This window comes from Serratia sp. JSRIV002, assembly GCF_019968725.1.
GTDB lineage: Bacteria > Pseudomonadota > Gammaproteobacteria > Enterobacterales > Enterobacteriaceae > Chania > Chania fonticola_B.
The window spans coordinates 1,573,171-1,593,023 of the sequence record NZ_CP074143.1; the positions used below are offsets into that span (position 1 = coordinate 1,573,171).

General features: G+C 53.6%; 19 protein-coding genes. 9 read left to right on the forward strand and 10 right to left on the reverse strand.

The features are described 5' to 3' along the window. Positions 1 to 10: 10 nt before the first annotated feature. The 5 genes from KGP26_RS07165 to KGP26_RS07185 all read right to left on the reverse strand — a co-directional run bounded on the left by KGP26_RS07165 (position 11) and on the right by KGP26_RS07185 (position 6,146). A complete protein-coding gene (locus tag KGP26_RS07165) occupies positions 11 to 1,561 on the reverse strand; it encodes a xanthine permease (protein WP_094981148.1) in 1,551 nt (516 codons plus the stop codon). Between the two features lie 121 nt (positions 1,562 to 1,682). Beyond that, a complete protein-coding gene (locus KGP26_RS07170; protein ID WP_223499081.1) occupies positions 1,683 to 3,101 on the reverse strand; it encodes a DUF1116 domain-containing protein in 1,419 nt (472 codons plus the stop codon). Next, positions 3,101 to 4,648, reverse strand: a complete 1,548-nt coding sequence (gene fdrA, locus KGP26_RS07175; RefSeq protein WP_223665213.1) for an acyl-CoA synthetase FdrA — start codon at positions 4,646 to 4,648, stop codon at positions 3,101 to 3,103. Before fdrA ends, KGP26_RS07170 begins: the two co-directional genes overlap by 1 nt. Then, positions 4,608 to 5,501 carry a DUF2877 domain-containing protein gene (locus tag KGP26_RS07180; protein WP_094981145.1) on the reverse strand — a complete coding sequence of 298 codons (894 nt, stop codon included), beginning with the start codon at positions 5,499 to 5,501 and terminating at the stop codon, positions 4,608 to 4,610. Before KGP26_RS07180 ends, fdrA begins: the two co-directional genes overlap by 41 nt. A 39-nt stretch (positions 5,502 to 5,540) precedes the next feature. Further along, positions 5,541 to 6,146: an ankyrin repeat domain-containing protein gene (locus KGP26_RS07185; protein WP_021805376.1), complete on the reverse strand. Its 606-nt coding sequence runs from the start codon at positions 6,144 to 6,146 to the stop codon at positions 5,541 to 5,543. 375 nt (positions 6,147 to 6,521) lie between these two features. Between KGP26_RS07185 and KGP26_RS07190 the strand changes: the two genes are divergently transcribed. After that, the gene (locus tag KGP26_RS07190; RefSeq protein WP_021180041.1) at positions 6,522 to 7,451 is read left to right on the forward strand and encodes a LysR substrate-binding domain-containing protein; all 930 of its coding nucleotides are present in this window, start codon (positions 6,522 to 6,524) and stop codon (positions 7,449 to 7,451) included. A 77-nt stretch (positions 7,452 to 7,528) separates the two neighbouring features. Here KGP26_RS07190 and KGP26_RS07195 read toward each other — a convergent pair whose 3' ends face one another. Then, entirely contained in the window at positions 7,529 to 9,193 is a 1,665-nt protein-coding gene (locus KGP26_RS07195) for an acetolactate synthase large subunit (RefSeq protein WP_094981144.1), read from the reverse strand. A gap of 63 nt (positions 9,194 to 9,256) precedes the next feature. Continuing rightward, positions 9,257 to 10,183, reverse strand: a complete 927-nt coding sequence (locus KGP26_RS07200) for an AEC family transporter (RefSeq protein WP_166734408.1) — start codon at positions 10,181 to 10,183, stop codon at positions 9,257 to 9,259. 143 nt (positions 10,184 to 10,326) lie between these two features. Between KGP26_RS07200 and KGP26_RS07205 the strand changes: the two genes are divergently transcribed. Then, positions 10,327 to 10,533 (forward strand): hypothetical protein, encoded by a 207-nt coding sequence (locus KGP26_RS07205; protein ID WP_141234325.1) that lies wholly within the window; start codon positions 10,327 to 10,329, stop codon positions 10,531 to 10,533. Between the two features lie 242 nt (positions 10,534 to 10,775). On the opposite strand, the gene KGP26_RS07210 is transcribed toward KGP26_RS07205, so the two are convergent. From KGP26_RS07210 to KGP26_RS07220, 3 genes are all read right to left on the reverse strand, one after another. Continuing rightward, positions 10,776 to 11,549 carry a MipA/OmpV family protein gene (locus KGP26_RS07210; RefSeq protein ID WP_094981142.1) on the reverse strand — a complete coding sequence of 258 codons (774 nt, stop codon included), beginning with the start codon at positions 11,547 to 11,549 and terminating at the stop codon, positions 10,776 to 10,778. A 100-nt stretch (positions 11,550 to 11,649) separates the two neighbouring features. Then, positions 11,650 to 12,444, reverse strand: coding sequence for a CPBP family intramembrane glutamic endopeptidase (locus KGP26_RS07215; RefSeq protein WP_223665214.1), 795 nt, complete (start codon positions 12,442 to 12,444; stop codon positions 11,650 to 11,652). Between the two features lie 3 nt (positions 12,445 to 12,447). Beyond that, a complete protein-coding gene (locus KGP26_RS07220; RefSeq protein WP_021805370.1) occupies positions 12,448 to 13,086 on the reverse strand; it encodes a TetR/AcrR family transcriptional regulator in 639 nt (212 codons plus the stop codon). 452 nt (positions 13,087 to 13,538) lie between these two features. Here KGP26_RS07220 and nrfA point away from each other — a divergent pair, with 452 nt between their 5' ends. From nrfA to KGP26_RS07255, 7 genes are read left to right on the forward strand one after another with little or no spacing between them, the layout of a single operon-like run. Then, positions 13,539 to 14,948: an ammonia-forming nitrite reductase cytochrome c552 subunit gene (gene nrfA, locus KGP26_RS07225; RefSeq protein WP_306459511.1), complete on the forward strand. Its 1,410-nt coding sequence runs from the start codon at positions 13,539 to 13,541 to the stop codon at positions 14,946 to 14,948. A gap of 42 nt (positions 14,949 to 14,990) precedes the next feature. Then, positions 14,991 to 15,560, forward strand: a complete 570-nt coding sequence (gene nrfB / locus KGP26_RS07230; protein ID WP_223665215.1) for a cytochrome c nitrite reductase pentaheme subunit — start codon at positions 14,991 to 14,993, stop codon at positions 15,558 to 15,560. Continuing rightward, positions 15,557 to 16,228: a cytochrome c nitrite reductase Fe-S protein gene (nrfC, locus tag KGP26_RS07235; RefSeq protein ID WP_179252163.1), complete on the forward strand. Its 672-nt coding sequence runs from the start codon at positions 15,557 to 15,559 to the stop codon at positions 16,226 to 16,228. Before nrfB ends, nrfC begins: the two co-directional genes overlap by 4 nt. Next, positions 16,225 to 17,172: a cytochrome c nitrite reductase subunit NrfD gene (gene nrfD / locus KGP26_RS07240; RefSeq protein ID WP_223665216.1), complete on the forward strand. Its 948-nt coding sequence runs from the start codon at positions 16,225 to 16,227 to the stop codon at positions 17,170 to 17,172. The genes nrfC and nrfD overlap by 4 nt, the downstream gene beginning before the upstream one ends. Before the next feature lie 31 nt (positions 17,173 to 17,203). Next, positions 17,204 to 18,901 (forward strand): heme lyase NrfEFG subunit NrfE, encoded by a 1,698-nt coding sequence (nrfE, locus tag KGP26_RS07245; protein ID WP_223665217.1) that lies wholly within the window; start codon positions 17,204 to 17,206, stop codon positions 18,899 to 18,901. Beyond that, complete coding sequence (locus KGP26_RS07250; RefSeq protein ID WP_021805364.1) at positions 18,889 to 19,275, forward strand: cytochrome c-type biogenesis protein CcmH; 387 nt, start codon at positions 18,889 to 18,891, stop codon at positions 19,273 to 19,275. The genes nrfE and KGP26_RS07250 overlap by 13 nt, the downstream gene beginning before the upstream one ends. Further along, on the forward strand, positions 19,272 to 19,853 hold the full coding sequence (locus tag KGP26_RS07255; protein ID WP_094981136.1) for a heme lyase NrfEFG subunit NrfG: 582 nt from the start codon (positions 19,272 to 19,274) through the stop codon (positions 19,851 to 19,853). The genes KGP26_RS07250 and KGP26_RS07255 overlap by 4 nt, the downstream gene beginning before the upstream one ends.

Consider the following 19,853-nt stretch of genomic DNA (forward strand, 5'->3'; position numbering starts at 1 on the left):
GGGTGAGGGCTTAGGCTGTCTTGCTGGGTTCCTGCACTGCGGCAGCCACCGTTTCACGGCTATCGAGGAAATGCTTCAGTACAAACATGGCCGACATCATCAGGTAAGCCAGCGTGAACAGCAACGAGCTTCCCTCGGCAAAGCCCACGGCTGGCGCATGGATCACGCCGAACAGCGCCAGCAGCGCACCGGTTGCCGCCGCTACCGCACCACGCAGCGGTTTGTTGATGATGGCGAAAATCGCGACACATCCCCAAAGCATACTGGCCAGCGGCGCACCGCTACCCAAATGCACCAGCCCCTGGTAATACACGCCTTTACTGTGCAGCAACTCTGCGCCCAGCTTGGCTCCCGAGGTGCCCGCCGCACCCAGCACGCTGTTAACCACGGTTAATCCCCAGTTGGCGATCCACGGGAACAGACAGATGAAGATCACCGGGACTTCGATTTTCGGCGTTTCCCTCACCACCTGGTTGGCGGTGACCACGCCGATAAACACCAGGATAGGCACGATCGCCGTCATCGGGATCACCGCTAACATAAAGGCACCCAGCCCGAACAGCGGTACCAGGAACATCGTCAAGCCAGAAGCCAAGGTGTAACCAATGCTGGCCCCCATGGCTTTCCAACCGGCGTGGCCGACATACACGGTCACCGGGAACGGGTTGCCCAGCAGGCAGCCGAACATGGAGGAGAGGCCGTTGGCCATCATCACTTTGCGGGTGTTGTATTCATCCCCGGCGGCGTGCGCACTCTCGATATTCTCCAGGTCAAAGATGTAGTTCGCCAGCCCCAGCGGGACGGCAGAGGCCAGATACGGCAGCGCGTGTGGCAGGCCCTGCATAAAACTGTCAACATGGAATCCCGGCGGGTTAAAGCCAAAGGAAGACATCGAGGCTTTAATCGCATCTGGGCTTTGCAGGCCGGAGATCCACGCCAGCGCGGTACCGGCGATCAGCAGCAGCAAACCGGTCGGAATGCGGGCGAATATGGGCTTTTTGCCAAACCAGTTGATAAAGATCAGCAGCAGCACGATGAACGAAACGGTTGGCGCTTCGAACGCTTGCAGCATCGGGTTCATCGCCAGCAGCAACAGCCCCAGGCCGGAAAGGCAGGAGAGCAGCACGGTGCGCGGGATCATCTTGCGGATGGTTTCGCCGAGGAAAGAGCCGCCCACCAGGATCAGCGCTTCAACAAAGCACCACACCAGGCCGATCGAAATGGCAAAGTCCGCATCGCCGGTGGACTGATATACCGGCATCAGCACCAGGAAGGTCACGGTAAAAATAGACGGTGCGCTCGGGCCAGACGGCAGCGCGGTCACATCGCTCCGCCCGGTCTGGCGAGCCATTTGCAGCCCAAACCAGGTGTAACAGATACTGGCCATCATCACGGCCAGACCAAAGGCCGGGGCTATGCGCCCGTAGACGATCTCTTTTGGGATACCCACTACGAAGATGAGCAGCCCCATCATGGTGAGCAGGTTGGTCAGGTTATTGGTCATCAGCCCGAAGTAGGCTGCCCAGTCACCGCGTTTCCATTCTAATTTCATTTTGTTCATGGAAAATCCTTCACAGGTCGTTTAACAACTCTCGACGATCCACGGGATCGCCATTGGTCCTGCAGGTGAACAACTCTCTGGTGTCAGGTGGGGCTAACGCTTGGTTAGCCCCGTTATTTTTTTATTGGCAGTAGTGGTCGCGATAACTCAGTATTGCTTTCTCGAAACAGGCAAACGGTGGATGGACAATCCCGGCACCGATCATGCCAATCCCCGCATCTTTATGGGCAATGGCGGTGTTGATCACCGGCAGAATGCCGCTGCTGCCGACCTTGGTAATATCGATCGCCGTTGGGATCCCCATAAACGACAGCAGGGGAATGGTGACGTTAGGGTTTTCGCCCAGGGTGATTTCACGCATCTGACGCGAGAAATCAATCGCCTCATCCACGGTGCCCCCTACCAGTGCGACGATGGCCGGAGCGGTCGCCATGGCAAAACCGCCAATGCCGTAGGTTTCGGTGATGGCGCTGTCGCCGATGTCCAACCCCGAGTCTTCAGGTTTATAGCCTGCAAACATCGGGCCGATAACCTGCTGTGCCGGGCCGGTAAACCACTGGCCCGGTAGCCCGCTGATGCGCAAACCAAACTCAACACCATTACGCGCCATGGTGGTGACCACGGTGCTGTATTCAATGCCGTGTGCCGCATCCATCGCCGCTTTGCACATCGCCATCCAGGTTGGGCCGGAGAAGTAATCGCTGCTGGCGACAAAGTCGAAGACTTCGCGCTGCTGCTCTACCGGGTAGCCCGCCTGGATAATCCACGGCGTCAGCGCCTGGATCAGCAGCGTGGTGCCCGCATTGTTGCGGTTGTGACACTCGTCGCCCATATGCAGCGCCTGCGCCAACATCAGCCGCAGGTCGATCTCACCGGCCAGCTTCATGGCATCGCGCAGCATCGGACCTTGCACATCGCGCATCCAGTTCAGGCGGTCGATCACGCTCTGGTCATTGGCTCCCATGCGCAGGATCTTCGCCATCTGCTCGCTCATATTGGTATAAGCGCGGTTGCCGTAGGTTTTGTTTTCTACGATATGCATGAACATCGATGCAGACGTCACACCCGCCATCGAACCGACACAGTCATGCTCATGGCACGGCGAGAAGATGATTTCGCCAGAAGCTGCCAATTCTGCTGCTTCGTCGAGGTTGGCTGCGAGTCCTTCAAACACCAACGCACCGGTGACCGCGCCTTTCATCCCACCACACATCTTCTGCCAGGTGATCGGCGGGCCTGCATGTAAAATAGTGTTGCGCGTCATACCAGGGACGACGTTGATCGCCTGGTCATAACCTACCAGCACCGGATGCGACTGAATAATGCGCTCCAGCGCCAGTTTGTTGGCGGCAGCCACTTTCTCGGCAAGGCTTGGGGAGGCAATCTGATCGAGCGCCTCAACCACCGCCATATTGCCCTGGCCCGGCGGAGTCCAATCGAGCTGGGTTACTGGCACATGCTGTTTTTTCAGGTCATCACTGAACATGGCGATACCGACGTTAATGACGTTCAGCGGTTGGTTAAATAATGAGTGGCTCATCAGGCTTTCCCTCCTTTACAGACAAATTCACGCGCCAGCAATCCGGTATTGGTGCTGCTGCTAGCCCAGATCACGCCCGCATCGGTGAGCATCTGGCACTGCTGCTGTAGCGACGGCGTATCGAGATCGGTACCCAGCACATAGCCGAGGATCTCCAACGGTCGGCTCTCGCTGGCCGCAATGGCCTTGGCCTCTTTGATCGCCTCGATCATTACGCCCACCGGATCTTCGTGAGATCCAAAGCCAAGCACGAAGTCCATCACGATCACGCCGACTTCGGGATCGCGCGCTTCCTGCAACAGACGTTGGATGCGGTTGGTTGGGTCGATCATCGGGTGCGGTTTGCCATTGGTGAAGTCGTCATCGCCAAAGTCGAGGAAGGTGTGTGCCACGCTGCGGTTGAGGTCTTGCAGGCGCATGGCCGGGTCAGGTTGAATATTGCTGTAGACGTCGTCGTATTTTTCCAGTGCGGCAAACATCGCTTCGTCGCACAGGGTGCCGCCACAGAACAGACCGCGAATGTATTTTTGCTGCGGCGTCAGTTTGGCACGCACTTCTTCAATCAGCGGCCAGTTCAGTGGATGCAGGTCGAGGGACTCTTCTTTGATGCCGGTAAGCAGCACGGCCTTTAACGCTGCCTGCTTGGTTGCACGCGCAAACTGCAATCCTGGCTCATCGGCTGGTGGCTCATTGCGCCCAAGGAAGCAAACCACTACGGGTTTACGGCAGGCACGGGCCCGTTCGAGCACGGTGTGTGCCACGGCTGGGGCAGGGGGCTTGGAGACCAGTACAATCACTTCTGTACCGTTGTCGTTCTCTAGCATCGCTATCGCATCCAGCATCATCCGGCCGCCAATCTTCTCACTCAGATCGCGCCCGCCGGTGCCAATCAGCTGCGAAATGCCGCCGCCAAACTCATGGATACGCACGCTCAGCTCCTGGCTACCGGTGCCGGATGCGCCGATAATACCGATGTTGCCACGGCGAACCGCGTTACCAAAACACAGAGCGGTGCCATTAATGATGGCGGTGCCGCAGTCTGGCCCCATCATCAGCAGGCCTTTTTCATGCGCCAACTGTTTCAGCGCCAATTCATCCTCGATGGAGACGTTATCGGAGAACAGCATCACGTTGAGATCGTTTTCCAGCGCTTGACGAGCCTCACGTGCCGCATACAACCCGTTTACCGAGATCACCGCGAGGTTGCTCTCCGGAATATGCGTTTTCGCACTGGCGAGAGTGGCATAGCGCGCTTCGTGGCGACCACCTTTATCTTTGTGGGTGAACAAGGCTTCGATCGCCTGTAGGGTGGCCTCGTTAGCTTCATCGCTGGCCCCCTTAATCACGATCATCAGATCGCCGTTTTTGGCGGCTTCCAGCTCTGGGGTTAACAAGCCCAGGTTTTCCAGCACTCCTTTGTTCATCTCCGTGGCCATGGCCACAAACGCTTGTTCAACGCCTTCAAGTTTGTTCGCTTTGGTGGAAATAGACATCAGCGAAACAGAGTCAAACCAGGTGTTGTTTTTTACCACTATCCTGATGGACATATTTTTCTCCAAAATATGAGGTCAAGAGGCAGGCATCGGCCATGCCATACAGCATGTCGCAGCCCGAACTTGAACCAATCTGTTTAATCTTGTTAATGGTATCGATAATAAGGTGACGATCGTCGTGCACTAATTTTTCTAACAGGTGACTTATCACCTGTCGGTAACGCTGATTGATTGCCGCCTCTAATGTAATAGCGCTTAGCAACGTGGTTTTATGTTGTACTTTTTTCAGCACCGCCAGAAAAACCTCGCGATACTTTTGCGCTGGATGACCGGGCAGCAGTAATATAGAGAAAAGCCCAACCAGATAATCATCCCCAGAAGGCGTCAGGCCAATTCCCAAACCAATGAGAGAATGTAAGGCTTCGTAGGGATCTTCATTGCGCCGTATCGCCAGAAATAACGCATCACGATGCAGTTGTAATAATCTGGCCATTTCCCGATAAAATATATTCTCGCCACGGTAATTAAACAGCGAATTACCGGATGAAGCCTGTTGGTTAATGCATGCCCCCCATTGGTGCCAAGCAATAGATGCTCTGCTTGCTTCGGTTAAATACAGGTCAGGCTGTTGCCATGTCTGACAGTGGGAAAAATCAATCCAACTATGCTGACCTATTTCAATGCCACCCTGAGAAAACTCGACGCGATCTCCTGGGCTAAATATCTGGTCACAGTGCCTGAGCGCTATGCGGCAACTATTGGGGGCGTTATCGTACTCGTCGCTTAATAACGTGTAGAGCATGTTCTGCTCGGGAACGAACAGGTTTACCGCGCGAGAAAAAACCTGTTCGACCTGCCCACTTAGCCGCTGGCGGGGGAACGCCACCTCCGCCGATAACGCTGTAATGCACTGCCGCTGCGGCTGTGCGATGGCATTTCTCCTCTGTTAAGCGCCGGCGGCAACCAGCAGTTCAGCAATTTCGTGATAGCCTTTTTCACGGGCCAGCGTCAGGGGAGATTTACCATATTTGTCGGTCATATGCGGATTGGCACCGTGATCGAGCAGTAATTTGACAATCTCTTGCTGTTTCGCACCACCATCATTCAACACAATAGCTTCCAGCAGCGGCGTCCAACCGACAAAATTGGTGTGGTTGACGTTAATTTCGGTACGCGTCAATAATTCACGCACAATGTCGACGTGGCCTTTTTCACTGGCTGGGGTAATACCCACACCGCCAAAGCGTGTTAAGCGATCCAAATCCGGGTTGGCTGGCAATACCAGGCGTAGCAGCGTTAAGTCATTATTCAGGCAGCTCAGCAGGAAGGGGTTAAAACAGGTCTGATCCTGCTTATCAATATCGGCACCGGCAGCGATTAATAATTCCACGCAGTCGTAATGTTTATTCAGGCTGGCCAGCGTAATTGCGGTGCGGCCTTGGCGGTTGGTGGCATTGATATCTGCCCCTTTACTCAGGCAGCTTTTCAGCGCGTCGCTGTCGCCCTGTTCCGCCGCAAAAAGAAATTCTGTGATTAGCGCTTTATCAGACATATTCTAGCTCCCTATTTTTCCAGTGGGCTTTGGATGCTTTCATTGCTACTGAGAATAGCAACAGATGCTGGATAAAAACATCCGCTTAAGAATCATTCATCGCAAAGGGTGTAATTATTGAAAGTAATTCAACAATAAAGGCAAACTGTGCGTCGGCGCAATCTTTCTCTTATGTTTTACGCCTTTTGTCGCGGCAAACGTCTCTGCGGGCAATGGGCTGTCACCTCCCGCCACATCAGGCTCCAAACTAATAATCAGAAGTGTGATTGTCTTCAAATCAGTTGTAATGGCAGTGTTAAATTTTGTTCAATACTGGTTGCGTGTCATAGGATTTACAAATACATTCAACAATGCGCCCAGGGGGGAGGAGGAGTCATGAATTCTATTTTTACCGAAGAAAACCTATTGGCATTTACCACCACGGCGCGTTTTGGCAGCTTCAGCAAGGCGGCCAAAGAGCTGGATCTGACGACTTCGGCCATCAGCTATACCATCAAACGGATGGAAACCGGGCTGGACGTCGTGCTGTTTAACCGCAGCACGCGCAGCATCGAACTCACCGAGTCCGGTTTTTACTTCTACCGTAAAGCGACCGACCTGCTCAACGACTTCCATGCCATCAAGCGCGGTATTGATACCATCTCTCAGGGCATAGAGGCGCGAGTGCGCATCTGTATCAATCAGTTGCTCTATACCCCACGGCATACCGCTCGGTTGTTACAGGTGCTGAAGAAGCAATTCCCCACCTGCCATATCACGGTGACCACCGAGGTATACAACGGCGTCTGGGATTCCATCATCAACAACCAGGCCAATATCGCCATTGGCGCACCGGATACGTTACTGGACGGCGGCGGCATTGATTACACCGAAATCGGCGCCATCCGTTGGGTGTTCGCCATTGCGCCCGATCATCCCTTGGCGTTTATGCCAGAGCCGATCTCCGAGAGCCAGCTACGGCTTTATCCCAACATCATGGTGGAAGACACTGCGCATACCATCAACAAGAAGGTGGGCTGGTTGCTGCACGGGCAGGAAGCAATCCTGGTGCCGGACTTTAACACCAAGTGCCAATGCCAGATTTTAGGGGAGGGGATTGGATTCCTGCCGGAATATATGGCGCGTGAGCCGGTAGCGGAAGGGCTATTGGCGACCCGCGCCATTCATAACCCACGGCAGGATTCCAGCATGTTGCTGGCGACACAGCATGCGGCAACCGGGCAGGTGACCCAGTGGATCAAAAAGCAGTTTGCTCCGGGTGGGGTGCTGACTGGGATTTATGGGGATTTGCTCTATCGGGAGTGATGTGGGTATCAACCAAGAGCCATAGTGAATGTTTCCCTTGCCCCCAGTAACCTGCGAGAGCAAGGGCGGTCAGAGACTTAAAGTGAAATAGTCAGTTCACCGAGTTTGCTCACCAATTTCATGTTCTCACTGTAATCCACCGGGCAGGCAATAACAGACACGCCACTCTCACTGAAGGCTTTGTTCAACGTTGGCAGTAACTCCTCTGCGCTATTAATAAGGTAACCGTTGGCACCAAAGCTTTGCGCATACTTCACGAAATCAGGGTTACCAAAGTCGACGGTGTCGTGCGCGCCTTCTTCGATATCCATCTTCCACTTAATCAGGCCGTAGCTGCCGTCCACCCAAACCAGTACCACCAACGGGATGTTTTCACGTACCGCGGTCTCAATTTCCTGTGAGTTCATCATAAAGCTGCCATCACCCATTACCGCTAGCACTTTACGTTCGGGATAGGCCAGTTTGGCACCCAGCGCACCTGGCAGAGAGAAGGCCATAGTGGACAGGCCGTTTGACGTTAGACAGGTCAGCGGCTGATAGGTCGGATAGAGGCGTGACATCCACATTTTGATTGCACCAGTGTCGGCTAACACAATGTCGTTATCATCCATCGCGTTGCGGATATCGGCGACAATACGTTGTGGTTTCAGGGGGAAATCGCAACTTTTTTGGCCTTTATCCAGCTCTTCCAGACGCAGTTTGCGAATGTTGGATGTACTCGGCACGGTATGCAGTGGAGCGTTACCCAGCTCGGCGGTCAGCGCCGCGATTGCCTGTGCGATATCGGATTCAATACTGACATCGACACGATAATGTTCGTCCGTATCGGCGCTGAACGTATTGATATGAATGATTTTTTTATCTGCATGCGGATTCATCCGCTCTGGCGCAAACTCTTGTAATTCATAGCCAATGGCCAGGATGACATCGGCCTTATCGAACGCAAAGTTCTCATAGTCGTGACGCATAAAGCCCATCACGCCCAACGCATGCGGGCTCTTGTCGCTGATAACGCCTTTGCCCATAAAGGTGGTGGCAACCGGAACCTGGTAGCGCGTTGCTAAGGCGGTGAGTGCATCAGAACTCTTGGTTCTGGCCACGCCATGGCCAGCCAAAATCACCGGGTAACGCGCATTACGCAGTAGTTCAGCGGCTTGTTGGATCTGCTCTGGTGCGGGATAGGTATTAACCGCGTTCCCCGGTTGAATTGGGGTGAGTGCCGCTGGCATGGGCATCGCTTCAATGTCCTGCGGGATGGCGAGATAAGTGGCCCCTGGACGTTCTTGTTGAGCAAGACTGAATGCCTTGCGCACCATTTCTGGCACCGCAGCTGGCGTCAGGATGGTATCCGCCCACTTGGTGATGGGTTTAAACATGGCGACCAGATCGACGATCTGGTGTGATTCTTTATAAATACGGTTCAGGCCCACCTGTGCAGAAATGGCGACCAGAGGGCTGGAGTCTGTTTGTGCATCGGCTACGCCCAGCAGCAGATTGATGGCACCTGGGCCAAGCGTTGCAGTACATACGCCCGCTTTCCCGGTTAAGCGGCCATAGATATCAGCCATAAAGGAGGCACCCTGCTCATGACGTACCAGAATAAAGCGAATTTTTTCAGACGCAGTGATGGCGCGCACTAACTTAATATTTTCTTCACCGGGAATACCGAAGACATACTCAACGCCTTCGGCTTCAAGGCAGGAAACAATAAACTCGGCGACGTTCTGCTGGTCATTCAACATGGTAAGACTCCTGATTAATTAACGGCAATTTAAATGTATTGGTATTTATTGATAATTGAGCGCTCAATGAAGGTAATACAAGAATCCGCCCATGGTGAGGATGGATAAAAGCGTACTGAAAAAGAGTGTCGAAGCCATCTCTTGTTCTGCTGTTTTGTATTGCACAGCCAGTATTACGCAGATAGATGCCGTTGGGATCGCAATGCTAATGACTGAAAGGCTTAACGTAGTGGTATCAACTTTAAATAATAATGCCACCCCTAGCACTGCTAACGGGAGTAGGATATTTTTTGCCAAAATGGCCATTGCAATCGTACGATTGAACGCCACGTGGAAGGAATATAGAATGATACCCGAAGCGAAAAGGGCCACTCCGCCGGTTGCTCCACCGAGAAGCTGTAAAGACGAACGGATTTGCGCTGGAATATGCAGATCGCACAGCAATAAAATCAGCGCCAAAATAGGAGCCCACACGACGGGTTCTTTTAAGGTATGAATAAGGCTGTCTTTGAACGTTGTTTTAGTGCCATCGGCATTACCGGACGAAAGAATCAGTATCGTTACCGGTACCTGGAACAGGTTCATGATGATACTACATAGTGCGATAGGGATAGTGCTGAGATCGCCGAACAAATGTCCCAGCACTGGCACACCGACGAAAGGTACTGCAGGGCCGCTAATCGCCAGTGCCAACAGTGCAGCGATCTTACTCGGTTGGCGGAAAACATGACGCGCAAGTTGATAGATGACAACATATCCCCCCACCATACCAATCAATATCACGATCGCCATGCTCCCTTGCTCTAGTAACACGGAGCGTGTGAGTCCCATCATCCCGGCGAACAATGTCAATGGTAGTGCATAGAGCATTACCATGCGATTGAGGATCGTGCCCTGCTTGGCGTCAAAGTCGTGATGCCAACCGGCTAAAAAACCCAGCATAAGCGTCACGACAATTGGCAGTAGCGCGGCAATAATTGTTTCAGTCACTAAACCCTCTCTGTTATCTCTAATGAATAAATAAAGTCGTTATCAATATTTTCGGGTGGGAGAATATAGCGTTGTGCCGCAGCGGGAGATATCGGTTCGTTCATATTGTGCTGTAGGCGGGAGCCTTCACGTGTAGGAATTGTATGACATTAATTTCCGATTGCTCTGTTGTTGGTGTTAAGTCAATTGCTCTATTGTTGTTACACATTCGGTCGGTTAATTATATTTCAATTTCTTATACCCCAGTTGCGTTTTGGGGTTTGAATGATGATGCTCAGTACAAACATGGTGATACCGTCAATTTTCATGAGGTTGATGTCGCGGTGACGCCAAAGATTATTGCCGAGTGAAAACAGTCTCCAAAGACCAAGCTTGTTGAGTTGAAAGATAAAATGAAAGATTTCCTTAAAAATCATTTTTAAACTTATCATAATCTCTGATAAGTAAAGGTCGAGACTGTAGACATTAATCAGTTGACCTGACTACAAGGGGCACAGCAGTATGCTGTGCCCGTAAAGTGAGCCATAGGTTAACTTGAGGCGGATAGGTTCGTCTCTACAAATTCAGTAATATTGCCGCATTTTCAGGCCTGTTAGAAACTATATAAAACACCGGCCACGGCATTGATACTATAATCACGGTCGGTCATCGGGCTATCTTTCACCGTGTCGCTCATCTGCTCATTAAATCCCATCAGGAACAGCTGCCAGTCGTTATTAATGGCATAATAGCTGGCGAGAGAAATGTAAGATGTGACGCCACTTTTCGCCCGGTATTGTGGCATCCCGCTGCGCTGTGATTCCCCTTCGTTGATACCAAAATAGTAATTATTGAAGGCGCGGTTCTGCCAGCGCATGCCGAAACCAGGTACCAACTGCAATTTGCCAAACTGGAAGCGATACTGATAGCCGACATCGGCAATCACCCCATCGCTATAGCCCAGCACGTCTGTTGCAATGTCAGCGTTGATGCTCCCCCAATCGGCATGATATTGATAGCCGATGCCCGCCATGGCGGTCGCTCGCCGCTTATCCAGCTTCTTCATCGCCGGATCGTCGCTATCCGCAGGCTTAAAGCTTAGCGGGGAGTAGTTAACTGCCAAATGCAGATTGTGCTTTTCTGAACGCAATAGATTAATGCCGATCCCTTGGCTATTAATAAAAAACTGCTCTCCTTGATAAGTCACAATCGGTAGCGGTATATATTGTGCGTCATAGTCGCGATAGGGTAACTGTTCTGCCAGAACGGCAGCGCCTACCGACCAGTCGCCAGCATAGGCATTGCCCGTTAATAATATGGCCGCCAGCGATAGGGCATTAACTGAGAAAAGTGGCTTGCGAAAAGATATAAAATTATTTTCTATCATGATAGATATCCCAGATTTAGGTCAAAAGGTTGCCATCAGCCGCTAATAATCTGATAACTGAAATTTAATTCTTTTTAAGGTGTTAATGACGTAATGTTACTTACTCTTTAAAAAATAGCTCTTGTTCAATGGCAATAAGTAAAGTGGCTATCAACAATAATAGGGCCGTCCAGATACATTTGGTCAGCGGTGCAACCTGCATAAGCTCTGCCGCCATCACCAGGGTAAAGTGAAATAAAATGGCTGCCGGAATGCTACGCTGACAACGATAGTAGAACCAATTGGCCAGCACGGCGGCAGGAAACATGCTGATAAAAAAGTTGGTAACGTATATTCCCCCGGCCTGCCATAGTTGATGCTGATAGGTGTCTGCAATAAAGAATAAGGGTAAATGCCAGAGTGCCCATAGCCCAAAAAATATCAACGAGGTGGGCAACAGCATTGGCCAACCGCTCCTCAGGCTATCGACGACATAACCGCGCCAGCCTAGTTCCTCCAGTATTGAGGCGATCAGTGCCAGCGGTAGCATGGGCAGAAAACCGCTGGAAAAAGCAAACTGGGTGGTATCCAAACCTAGCCGCACTGACAGCCAAATGGCCGTCAGTAACGGCAGCAGAATTAATCCCAATAGGGTTAGCGTGCGGCCCAGCGTTATCCCTGCCAAAGAAAATACTCTGCTGCGAATATCCCTCCACAACCGCCGGTCTTGGGCCGTCCATATCATCACCCCTGTTGCCAGGGCTGGGCCAAGCAATCCCAGCAGAGCCACGAAGAGCGTCGACTGCTGCCTATCCGGCGAATGGCTCAGATAGGCTGCTATGGCCCACGGTAACCATGAAAACGCAAAAACCAGACCAAAAAAGCGTAGCGGAGAATAACGGATCACCGGGATCATAGCTTATTCCCCTCCTTGGATACTGGCTCCTAATACGGCGGCAAAAGACCCGGCAACGGCACCGAAGGCGCGCTCAATCAGCAACAACATGGCCTGCATACGTGCGGCTTGCTCTTCTGGCGTCCAGCTAAACATCTGGTGGCCGAACAGGAACAGCGAACCGGCGAGAATGAACTGCACTGTCGATAGCGGATCATCAACCTGAAAAACGCCTTCCTGGTTTCCTTGCTCCACCACTGCTGCCAGGATCGGCCCAAATGCCAACACCGTTTCAATATTGCTGCGCTCATGCAATGCGCGGTTCTCTGGGCGGTGTAAGTCCTCAACCAAAGCCTGCCCGGCTTCTACGGTTTGATTCTGCGAGGCTATGATGGCGCAGAACTTTTCAATCGCCCCCAGTTGCGGATCGTCAGCAATGATTTGTGAGCGGGTAACCATCTCGGCACACAGTTGCTGTGCCAGCGCTGCCAGGACTTCATCTTTGGATTTGAAATAGTAATAAAACGTCCCCTTGGCGATACCTGCGCTGCGGACGATGGAATCAACAGAGGTCGACTCATAACCGATTTCCTGAAACAGCTCGCTTGCCGCCTGCAAAATTTCAGCCCGGCGCACCTCTGGTGTTTTCACTGTACGTACCATATTAAATCCCTCTTTTTTGTATGGAGTAGCGCTACGGTAGTAATTGACTGACGGTCAGTCAATTAAAAAATGCGGTTTTTTTGCACGCGATGGCCAGGGGCAACATGCCGCAGATTCTGACTACCGATCCGAACTCGTCCCTCTCCTTTTTTGGGGGGGGGAGGAGTAACATCGAGTACGTGTCATCATTTTGCTTCCCCATCCAACCCCTTATCTTTCAATAACTCATTAGAGTTGGTTCGAGTTTGCGCTGCCTCGCAAAATTCAATCAACAACTGAACAACCTGCCGGAACTTGACCAAAGACAACATTTTTTGTGTGGTCTATGGTATCCCTACGCACGGTGTAATGGCGAAAATCTGTTCTAACAAGAACTTAACGACTAATAAAAGCACTGCTCTCAAGCAGGCAAAATGGATGGGATGCTTATGAATAAGGTAAGCAAGTTATTGATGCTATTTCTGGCAGGGATGTACGCGGTTTTTCTCTCTTTCTCGGTACAGGCAGAGGTGACACCTGCCGCCACACCGCAGAAGGTTGAAGCCAAGAATGAAACCTTCTCTGCACCTCACCCTGACCAATATAAGTCCTGGCAGGCGACCTCCGAGCAGTCCGATCGGGTAGACGCTTTGGCCGGCGACCCGCGCCTGGTTATTCTCTGGGCCGGGTACCCGTTTGCCAAGGATTACAACAAACCACGTGGTCACGCCTATGCCATCACGGATATTCGTGAATCCTTGCGTACCGGTGCACCGAAAACGGCAGAAGATGGGCCGTTGCCAATGGCCTGCTGGAGCTGCAAAAGCCCGGACGTTGCCAGGGTGATCGCCGAACAGGGCGAAGCGGCCTACTTCCACGGTAAATGGGCGCGTGGCGGGCCGGAAATCGTCAATAACCTCGGCTGTGCGGATTGCCACAATACCGCTTCCGCTGATTTTGCCGCTGGTAAACCTGCGCTACACCTTTCCCGCCCTTACGCGGCTCGTGCCATGGAAACGATAGGTAAGCCGTTTGACAAGGCAGGCCGCTTCGATCAGCAATCGATGGTGTGTGGGCAGTGCCACGTTGAGTATTACTTTGATGGTAAAGACAAAGCGGTGAAATTCCCTTGGGACAAGGGCACCACGGTCGATGACATGGAAGTGTATTACGACAATATCGAATTCTCCGATTGGACCAACCCGCTGTCCAAGACGCCAATGCTAAAAGCCCAACATCCAGAATATGAAACCTGGAGCGCGGGTATTCATGGCAAGAACAACGTCACCTGTATCGACTGCCATATGCCGAAAGTGCAAAACGCCCAAGGCAAGATCTATACCGATCACAAAATTGGCAACCCGTTCGATAACTTCGAACAAACCTGTAAGAACTGCCACACCCAGGATAAAGCCAGCATGCAGGCGGTGGTCGAAAAACGTAAGCAGGATATCAACGAGATCAAGCTGAAGGTAGAAGACCAACTGGTTCACGCGCACTTTGAAGCGAAAGCGGCCTGGGATGCCGGAGCGACCGAAGCCGAGATGAAGCCTATCCTGACCCACATCCGTCATGCACAGTGGCGTTGGGACTTTGCCATCGCTTCCCACGGTATTCAAATGCATGCGCCAGAAGTGGCACTACGCATTTTGGGTACCGCGCTCGATCAGGCAGCGCAGGCTCGGACTCAGTTGATCCGTCTGCTAGCGACCAAGGGCATCACCACTGAAGTCAAGTTGCCGGACATTTCCACCAAGGAAAAGGCGCAGTTGGCGCTGGGTATGGACATGCCGCAGCTGAACGCCGAAAAGCAGGAATTCCTCAAGACGGTGGTACCGCAGTGGGAAGAACAGGCACGTAAAACCGGGCTGTTAGGCAAATAACCCCTCCGCCCCGTGTGTGGGGCGTAAACAAATGGAGTCAATATGAGCGTACTGCGTTCGTTATTAACTACCGGGGTGCTTGCCTGTAGCCTTTGGCTGACAGTATTACCGGTATCGGCCCAGACCGACAGCCCCGCGGTTCAACAGAAATCGGCGGAAGTCACCTTGCAACGTAATCCGGATGAGGCCTGCCTGCGCTGCCATAAGCCGCAACAGAATGCGATGCACGGTAAACATGCGGGAGCCATTAACCCGAACAACAAATTGCCGCTGACCTGCACCAACTGTCACGGTTCACCTTCGCTGCACCACCGTGAGGGCGTGAAGGATGTGATGCGTTTCAACGAGCCAATGTTCGGCGTGGAACAGCAAAACAGCGTTTGCATGTCTTGCCACTTGCCGGAGACGTTGCAAAAAGCCTTCTGGCCACATGATGTGCATTTGGCCAAGGTGAGCTGCGCCAGCTGCCATACGTTGCACCCGCAGCAAGATAAGGTACAAGGCCTGAGCGACAAGGGGCGGATCAAGCTCTGCGTGGACTGCCACCGTCAACAACAGGATGATCCCGCGTTTAATCCAGCGTCCGTAAGGCTGGATAAGGGGCAGCCATGAGCTGCTCACGGCGCCGTTTTATCGTAGGCATTGGCGTGTTGGCGGCTGGCTCGACCCTGACGGAAAAGCTGTTGGCGCGCACCATGAACGTCAATGGCATCCGTTACGGCATGATCCACGATGAGTCGCGTTGCATCGGCTGTACCGCCTGTATGGATGCCTGCCGCGAAGTCAATCAGGTGCCGGTGGGCGTTTCACGCCTGGAGATCGTTCGTAGTGAACCGATAGGCCAATTTCCGGACGTGAAGTACCGGTTTTTCCGCCATTCGTGCCAGCATTGCGATGACGCTCCCTGCGTGCATGTCTGCCCAACCGGGGCCTCGTTTATCGATGCCGCCAGCGGCATTGTCGACGTCAACCCGGATCTCTGTGTCGGTTGCCAATACTGCATCGCTGCGTGCCCTTACCGGGTGCGCTTTATTCATCCGGTGAGCAAAACGGCGGATAAATGCGATTTTTGCCGCAAGACCAACCTGCGTCAGGGCAAGCAGCCAGCCTGTGTATTGTCGTGCCCCACCAAGGCATTAACCTTTGGCAATCTCGACGATCCGCACAGTGATATTTCGCGTCTGTTGCAGCAAAAGACCACTTATCGCTACAAGATAGCGTTAGGGACACGGCCAAAAATGTATCGCGTGCCGTTTAAATATGGGGAGACAAGTCAATGACTTCTGCCTTTCATTTTGACTCTCTGGTCTGGGACTGGCCCATTGCGATTTACCTGTTCCTGATCGGCATCTCCGCCGGTCTGGTCACCCTGGCTATACTGTTGCGCCGCTATCATCCAGAGGAGGGGGCCTCTAACAGCCGGGTAATGTTGACCACGCTGTTTGTCGCGCCAACCTCGGTCATGCTTGGGCTGGTGATCCTGATTTTCCATCTGACCCGTCCGTGGACCTTCTGGAAACTGATGTTCCACTATAGCTTCACCTCGGTGATGTCGATGGGGGTGATGCTGTTCCAGGTCTACATGGTGGTGTTGGTGGTCTGGCTGGCGCTGATTTTCCGTGACGAGGTGGCGGCGCTACAACAGCGTTGGTTGCCAAAGTTGGCGCTGATCCCGCGCCTGCAGCAGCGCTTGCTGCCGTTGTTGCGGCCAATAGAAACGGTGATGCTGGTGTTGGCGGTGCTGTTGGGGGCTTATACCGGCTTCCTGCTTTCGGCGCTGAAGTCGTACCCGATGCTGAATAACCCGTTGTTACCGGTGCTGTTCCTGTTCTCGGGCGTTTCGTCCGGGATCGCGGTGGCACTGCTGGTGGCGGCCTGCGGCCCTAAAGGTCATCTGCACAGCCGGGAAGTGCATTTCCTGCATCGCCTGGAGACGCCGGTGGTGTGGCTGGAGATCTTCCTGCTGGCGGCGTTCTTCATCGGCCTGTGGCTGGGGGATGACGGCAAACTCCGTGCCTTGTCGGCCGCGCTTGGCGGTGGGTTCTGGTCCTGGTGGTTCTGGTTGGGCGTCGTCGGCTGTGGGCTGATTATGCCATTGCTGCTGAAGGCCTTGGGCTGGGGGAAAGCGCGTTTCCATATCCTGTTGATCAGCGGCGCTAGCCTGTGTGGCGTGCTGTTGCTGCGTTATTTCATTCTGTATGCCGGGCAGATGACAGTAGCTTGAAGGCATGTTGTAGCAGAATAAGGCGGTAGATGTGTTGTGGTTACCCGAGCTGGGATTTATTGCGTTATTGCTGGCCTGCACGGCGTCGCTGCTGCTGGCTGGCATCACGCTGTTGACGTTGATGGATCGCCGTTGGGGTGGGCTGTTGCCAGCGCGTGGCTGGAGCCTGAGCATTTTTGTGTTAATCGCACTGTCTTTCGCCATTCTGCTACAGCTGTTTTTGAGTAATGACTTCTCGGTCATGTACGTAGCCCAACATGGTCACAGCCAGTTGCCACCGTTGATGAAGGCCGGGGCGCTGTGGGGTGGGCACGAAGGTTCGCTGCTGCTCTGGTTGCTGTGCCTGGCCGGTTGGTCTGCCTGCTTTGCCTTATTCAGCCCCAAATCGGTACGCTCACTACAGCCGCTCACGCTGGCCATTCTGGCGCTGATCGTCGGCTGTTTTCTGCTTTTCATCCTGTTCTTTTCCGATCCTTTCGTTCGGCTCTTTCCCGCCGCGCTTCAAGGGCGCGATCTGAACCCGATGCTGCAACATATCGGCCTGATCCTGCACCCTCCGCTGCTCTATTTGGGCTATGCCGGGTTTGCCACCTGTAGTGCTCTGATGCTGGCTGCTTTGCTGCAAGGGGAGTTTAGCGCCGAGATTGCCGGGCAGTGCCTGCGATGGGCCAAACCGGCCTGGTGTTTCCTCACTGCCGGGATCATTTTGGGGTCCTGGTGGGCTTACAGCGAACTGGGCTGGGGCGGCTGGTGGTTCTGGGATCCGGTGGAGAATGCTTCACTGCTCCCTTGGCTGACCGCGACCGCTTTGTTACACAGTTTGGCGGTCGGCCAGCGTACCGGAGGATTGCGGCATTGGTCGCTATTGCTGACGCTGGGCACCTTTGTTCTCAGCCTGTTGGGCACCCTGATTGTGCGTTCTGGCATCCTGGTTTCAGTGCATGCCTTTGCGCTGGATGAGCAGCGCGCCTTGCCGCTGTTTATCCTGTTTGCCTTTCTTAGCGGGTCGTCATTTTTAATCTATGCCTTACGCGCCAACCGGGGGAAAGCCGTTACGTCCCCGGTGAAACCTGCGTTGCTCGGCGCGTTGTTGCTTCTCAGCTCCGCCGCCCTGATCGTGCTGGTGGGCACTTTGTACCCGATGCTCTATCGGATGATGGGATGGGGGCAGATCTCGGTTGGCGCGCCTTATTTCAATCTGGTGCTGCTGCCGTTTGGGCTGCTGGGATTGGTATTGATGTGCTACGGCGGGTTTAGGCGGCGGCGCTATGGCCAGTGGATCGCTCACGCCGGAGTGCTGCTGACGGCATTAGGCATCGCCAGTTCGGCGCTGCAACGCCATGAAATCAGCCTGAACGTCACCGTGGGCGAGACGGTCAGCCTGGCGGGATACCAATTTACGCTGCGCTCGGTAGATCTGCAGGCTCAGGCTAATTTCACCAGTGAACAGGCGGTGATTGAGGTTACCCGGTATGGCAAGCCCGTGGCCCAGTTGACGCCTGAAAGGCGGTTTTATACCGCCCGCCGCCAACAGATGTTTGAGCCCGGCATCGACTGGAACGCTTTCCATGACTGGTACGTGGTGATGGGCGAAAAAAGCGGCGAGCAGCGTTACGCCATGCGTTTTTATGTACAGACCGGCATCCGTTGGATCTGGTGGGGAGGGGCGCTGATGATGATTGGCGTGTTGGCTACCGGTTGCCAAAGGAGGCAAGCATGCGCTGGTTAACCGCTCTGCTGTTGTGGGGGAGCATCACGTTGCCGCTGGCGGCCCAGATCGTCGATACCTGGGCATTTACCTCGCCGGAAATGCAGGAGAGAGCGTTGGCAGTAGCGGGCCAGATCCGTTGCCCGCAATGCCAGAATCAGAGCCTGCTGGAGTCCAATGCCCCTGCGGCGGTCGCCATGCGCCATGAGGTGTTCGCCATGACCGAACAAGGCAAAACGCAGGCGGAAATCATGAGTTTTATGACGGCACGCTACGGCAACTTTGTCCGCTATCAACCGGCTTTTGAGTCCTCTACGTTGTTACTTTGGGGGCTGCCACCGCTGATGTTGGGGGCGATCGGGTTGGTGTTATGGCGGCGGAGGAAAGCGGAATGAAATCGCGCTCTTACCCTCTGCTGTTTATCGTGCTGGTGCTTGGCCTTACCGCGGGTTGGTATGTGGCCAGCGGCCGCCCGGCCACCGTGTTGGCCGAACAGCATAAGCGCAGCTTGCCTGTCCAGCCGCTCACGCCTCAGCAGCAGGCCGAAAGCGAGTTAAAGCAGTTACAGCAACAGATCGAGCAGTCACCGCAAGACAGCGTGTTGTGGGCGCAGCTGGCAGAATATTATCTGTTTAACGATAATTTTGCCGATGCGCAGGCGGCCTATCAGCGGGCATTGGCACTGCGGGGGGCGAATGCCGAACTGTACTCGGCGTTGGCAACGGTGCTTTATTACCAGGCAGGGCAGCGGATTACCCCGCAGGTGGAGAGCAATATAGCAAAGGCCTTGGCACTGGATAAGGATGAGGTCTCGGCGCTGATGCTGCTGGCTGCCGATGCCTTTTTGCATACGGAATATGCCAAGGCGATAAACTTGTGGCAACGCCTGTTGGACAGCCAATCACCACGGGTTAATCGGCCACAGCTGATTGAGGCCATCAATATGGCCAAGCTGCTACTGCGCCAACAATAA

Coding starts and splice junctions, on each gene's coding strand:
- KGP26_RS07165 (WP_094981148.1), bottom strand. CDS start 1,561: ATGAACAAAATGAAATTAGAATGGAAACGCGGTGACTGGGCAGCCTAC.
- KGP26_RS07170 (WP_223499081.1), bottom strand. CDS start 3,101: ATGAGCCACTCATTATTTAACCAACCGCTGAACGTCATTAACGTCGGT.
- fdrA (WP_223665213.1), bottom strand. CDS start 4,648: ATGTCCATCAGGATAGTGGTAAAAAACAACACCTGGTTTGACTCTGTT.
- KGP26_RS07185 (WP_021805376.1), bottom strand. CDS start 6,146: ATGTCTGATAAAGCGCTAATCACAGAATTTCTTTTTGCGGCGGAACAG.
- KGP26_RS07190 (WP_021180041.1), top strand. CDS start 6,522: ATGAATTCTATTTTTACCGAAGAAAACCTATTGGCATTTACCACCACG.
- KGP26_RS07195 (WP_094981144.1), bottom strand. CDS start 9,193: ATGTTGAATGACCAGCAGAACGTCGCCGAGTTTATTGTTTCCTGCCTT.
- KGP26_RS07205 (WP_141234325.1), top strand. CDS start 10,327: ATGACATTAATTTCCGATTGCTCTGTTGTTGGTGTTAAGTCAATTGCT.
- KGP26_RS07210 (WP_094981142.1), bottom strand. CDS start 11,549: ATGATAGAAAATAATTTTATATCTTTTCGCAAGCCACTTTTCTCAGTT.
- KGP26_RS07215 (WP_223665214.1), bottom strand. CDS start 12,444: ATGATCCCGGTGATCCGTTATTCTCCGCTACGCTTTTTTGGTCTGGTT.
- KGP26_RS07220 (WP_021805370.1), bottom strand. CDS start 13,086: ATGGTACGTACAGTGAAAACACCAGAGGTGCGCCGGGCTGAAATTTTG.
- nrfA (WP_306459511.1), top strand. CDS start 13,539: ATGCTATTTCTGGCAGGGATGTACGCGGTTTTTCTCTCTTTCTCGGTA.
- nrfB (WP_223665215.1), top strand. CDS start 14,991: ATGAGCGTACTGCGTTCGTTATTAACTACCGGGGTGCTTGCCTGTAGC.
- nrfC (WP_179252163.1), top strand. CDS start 15,557: ATGAGCTGCTCACGGCGCCGTTTTATCGTAGGCATTGGCGTGTTGGCG.
- nrfD (WP_223665216.1), top strand. CDS start 16,225: ATGACTTCTGCCTTTCATTTTGACTCTCTGGTCTGGGACTGGCCCATT.
- KGP26_RS07250 (WP_021805364.1), top strand. CDS start 18,889: ATGCGCTGGTTAACCGCTCTGCTGTTGTGGGGGAGCATCACGTTGCCG.
- KGP26_RS07255 (WP_094981136.1), top strand. CDS start 19,272: ATGAAATCGCGCTCTTACCCTCTGCTGTTTATCGTGCTGGTGCTTGGC.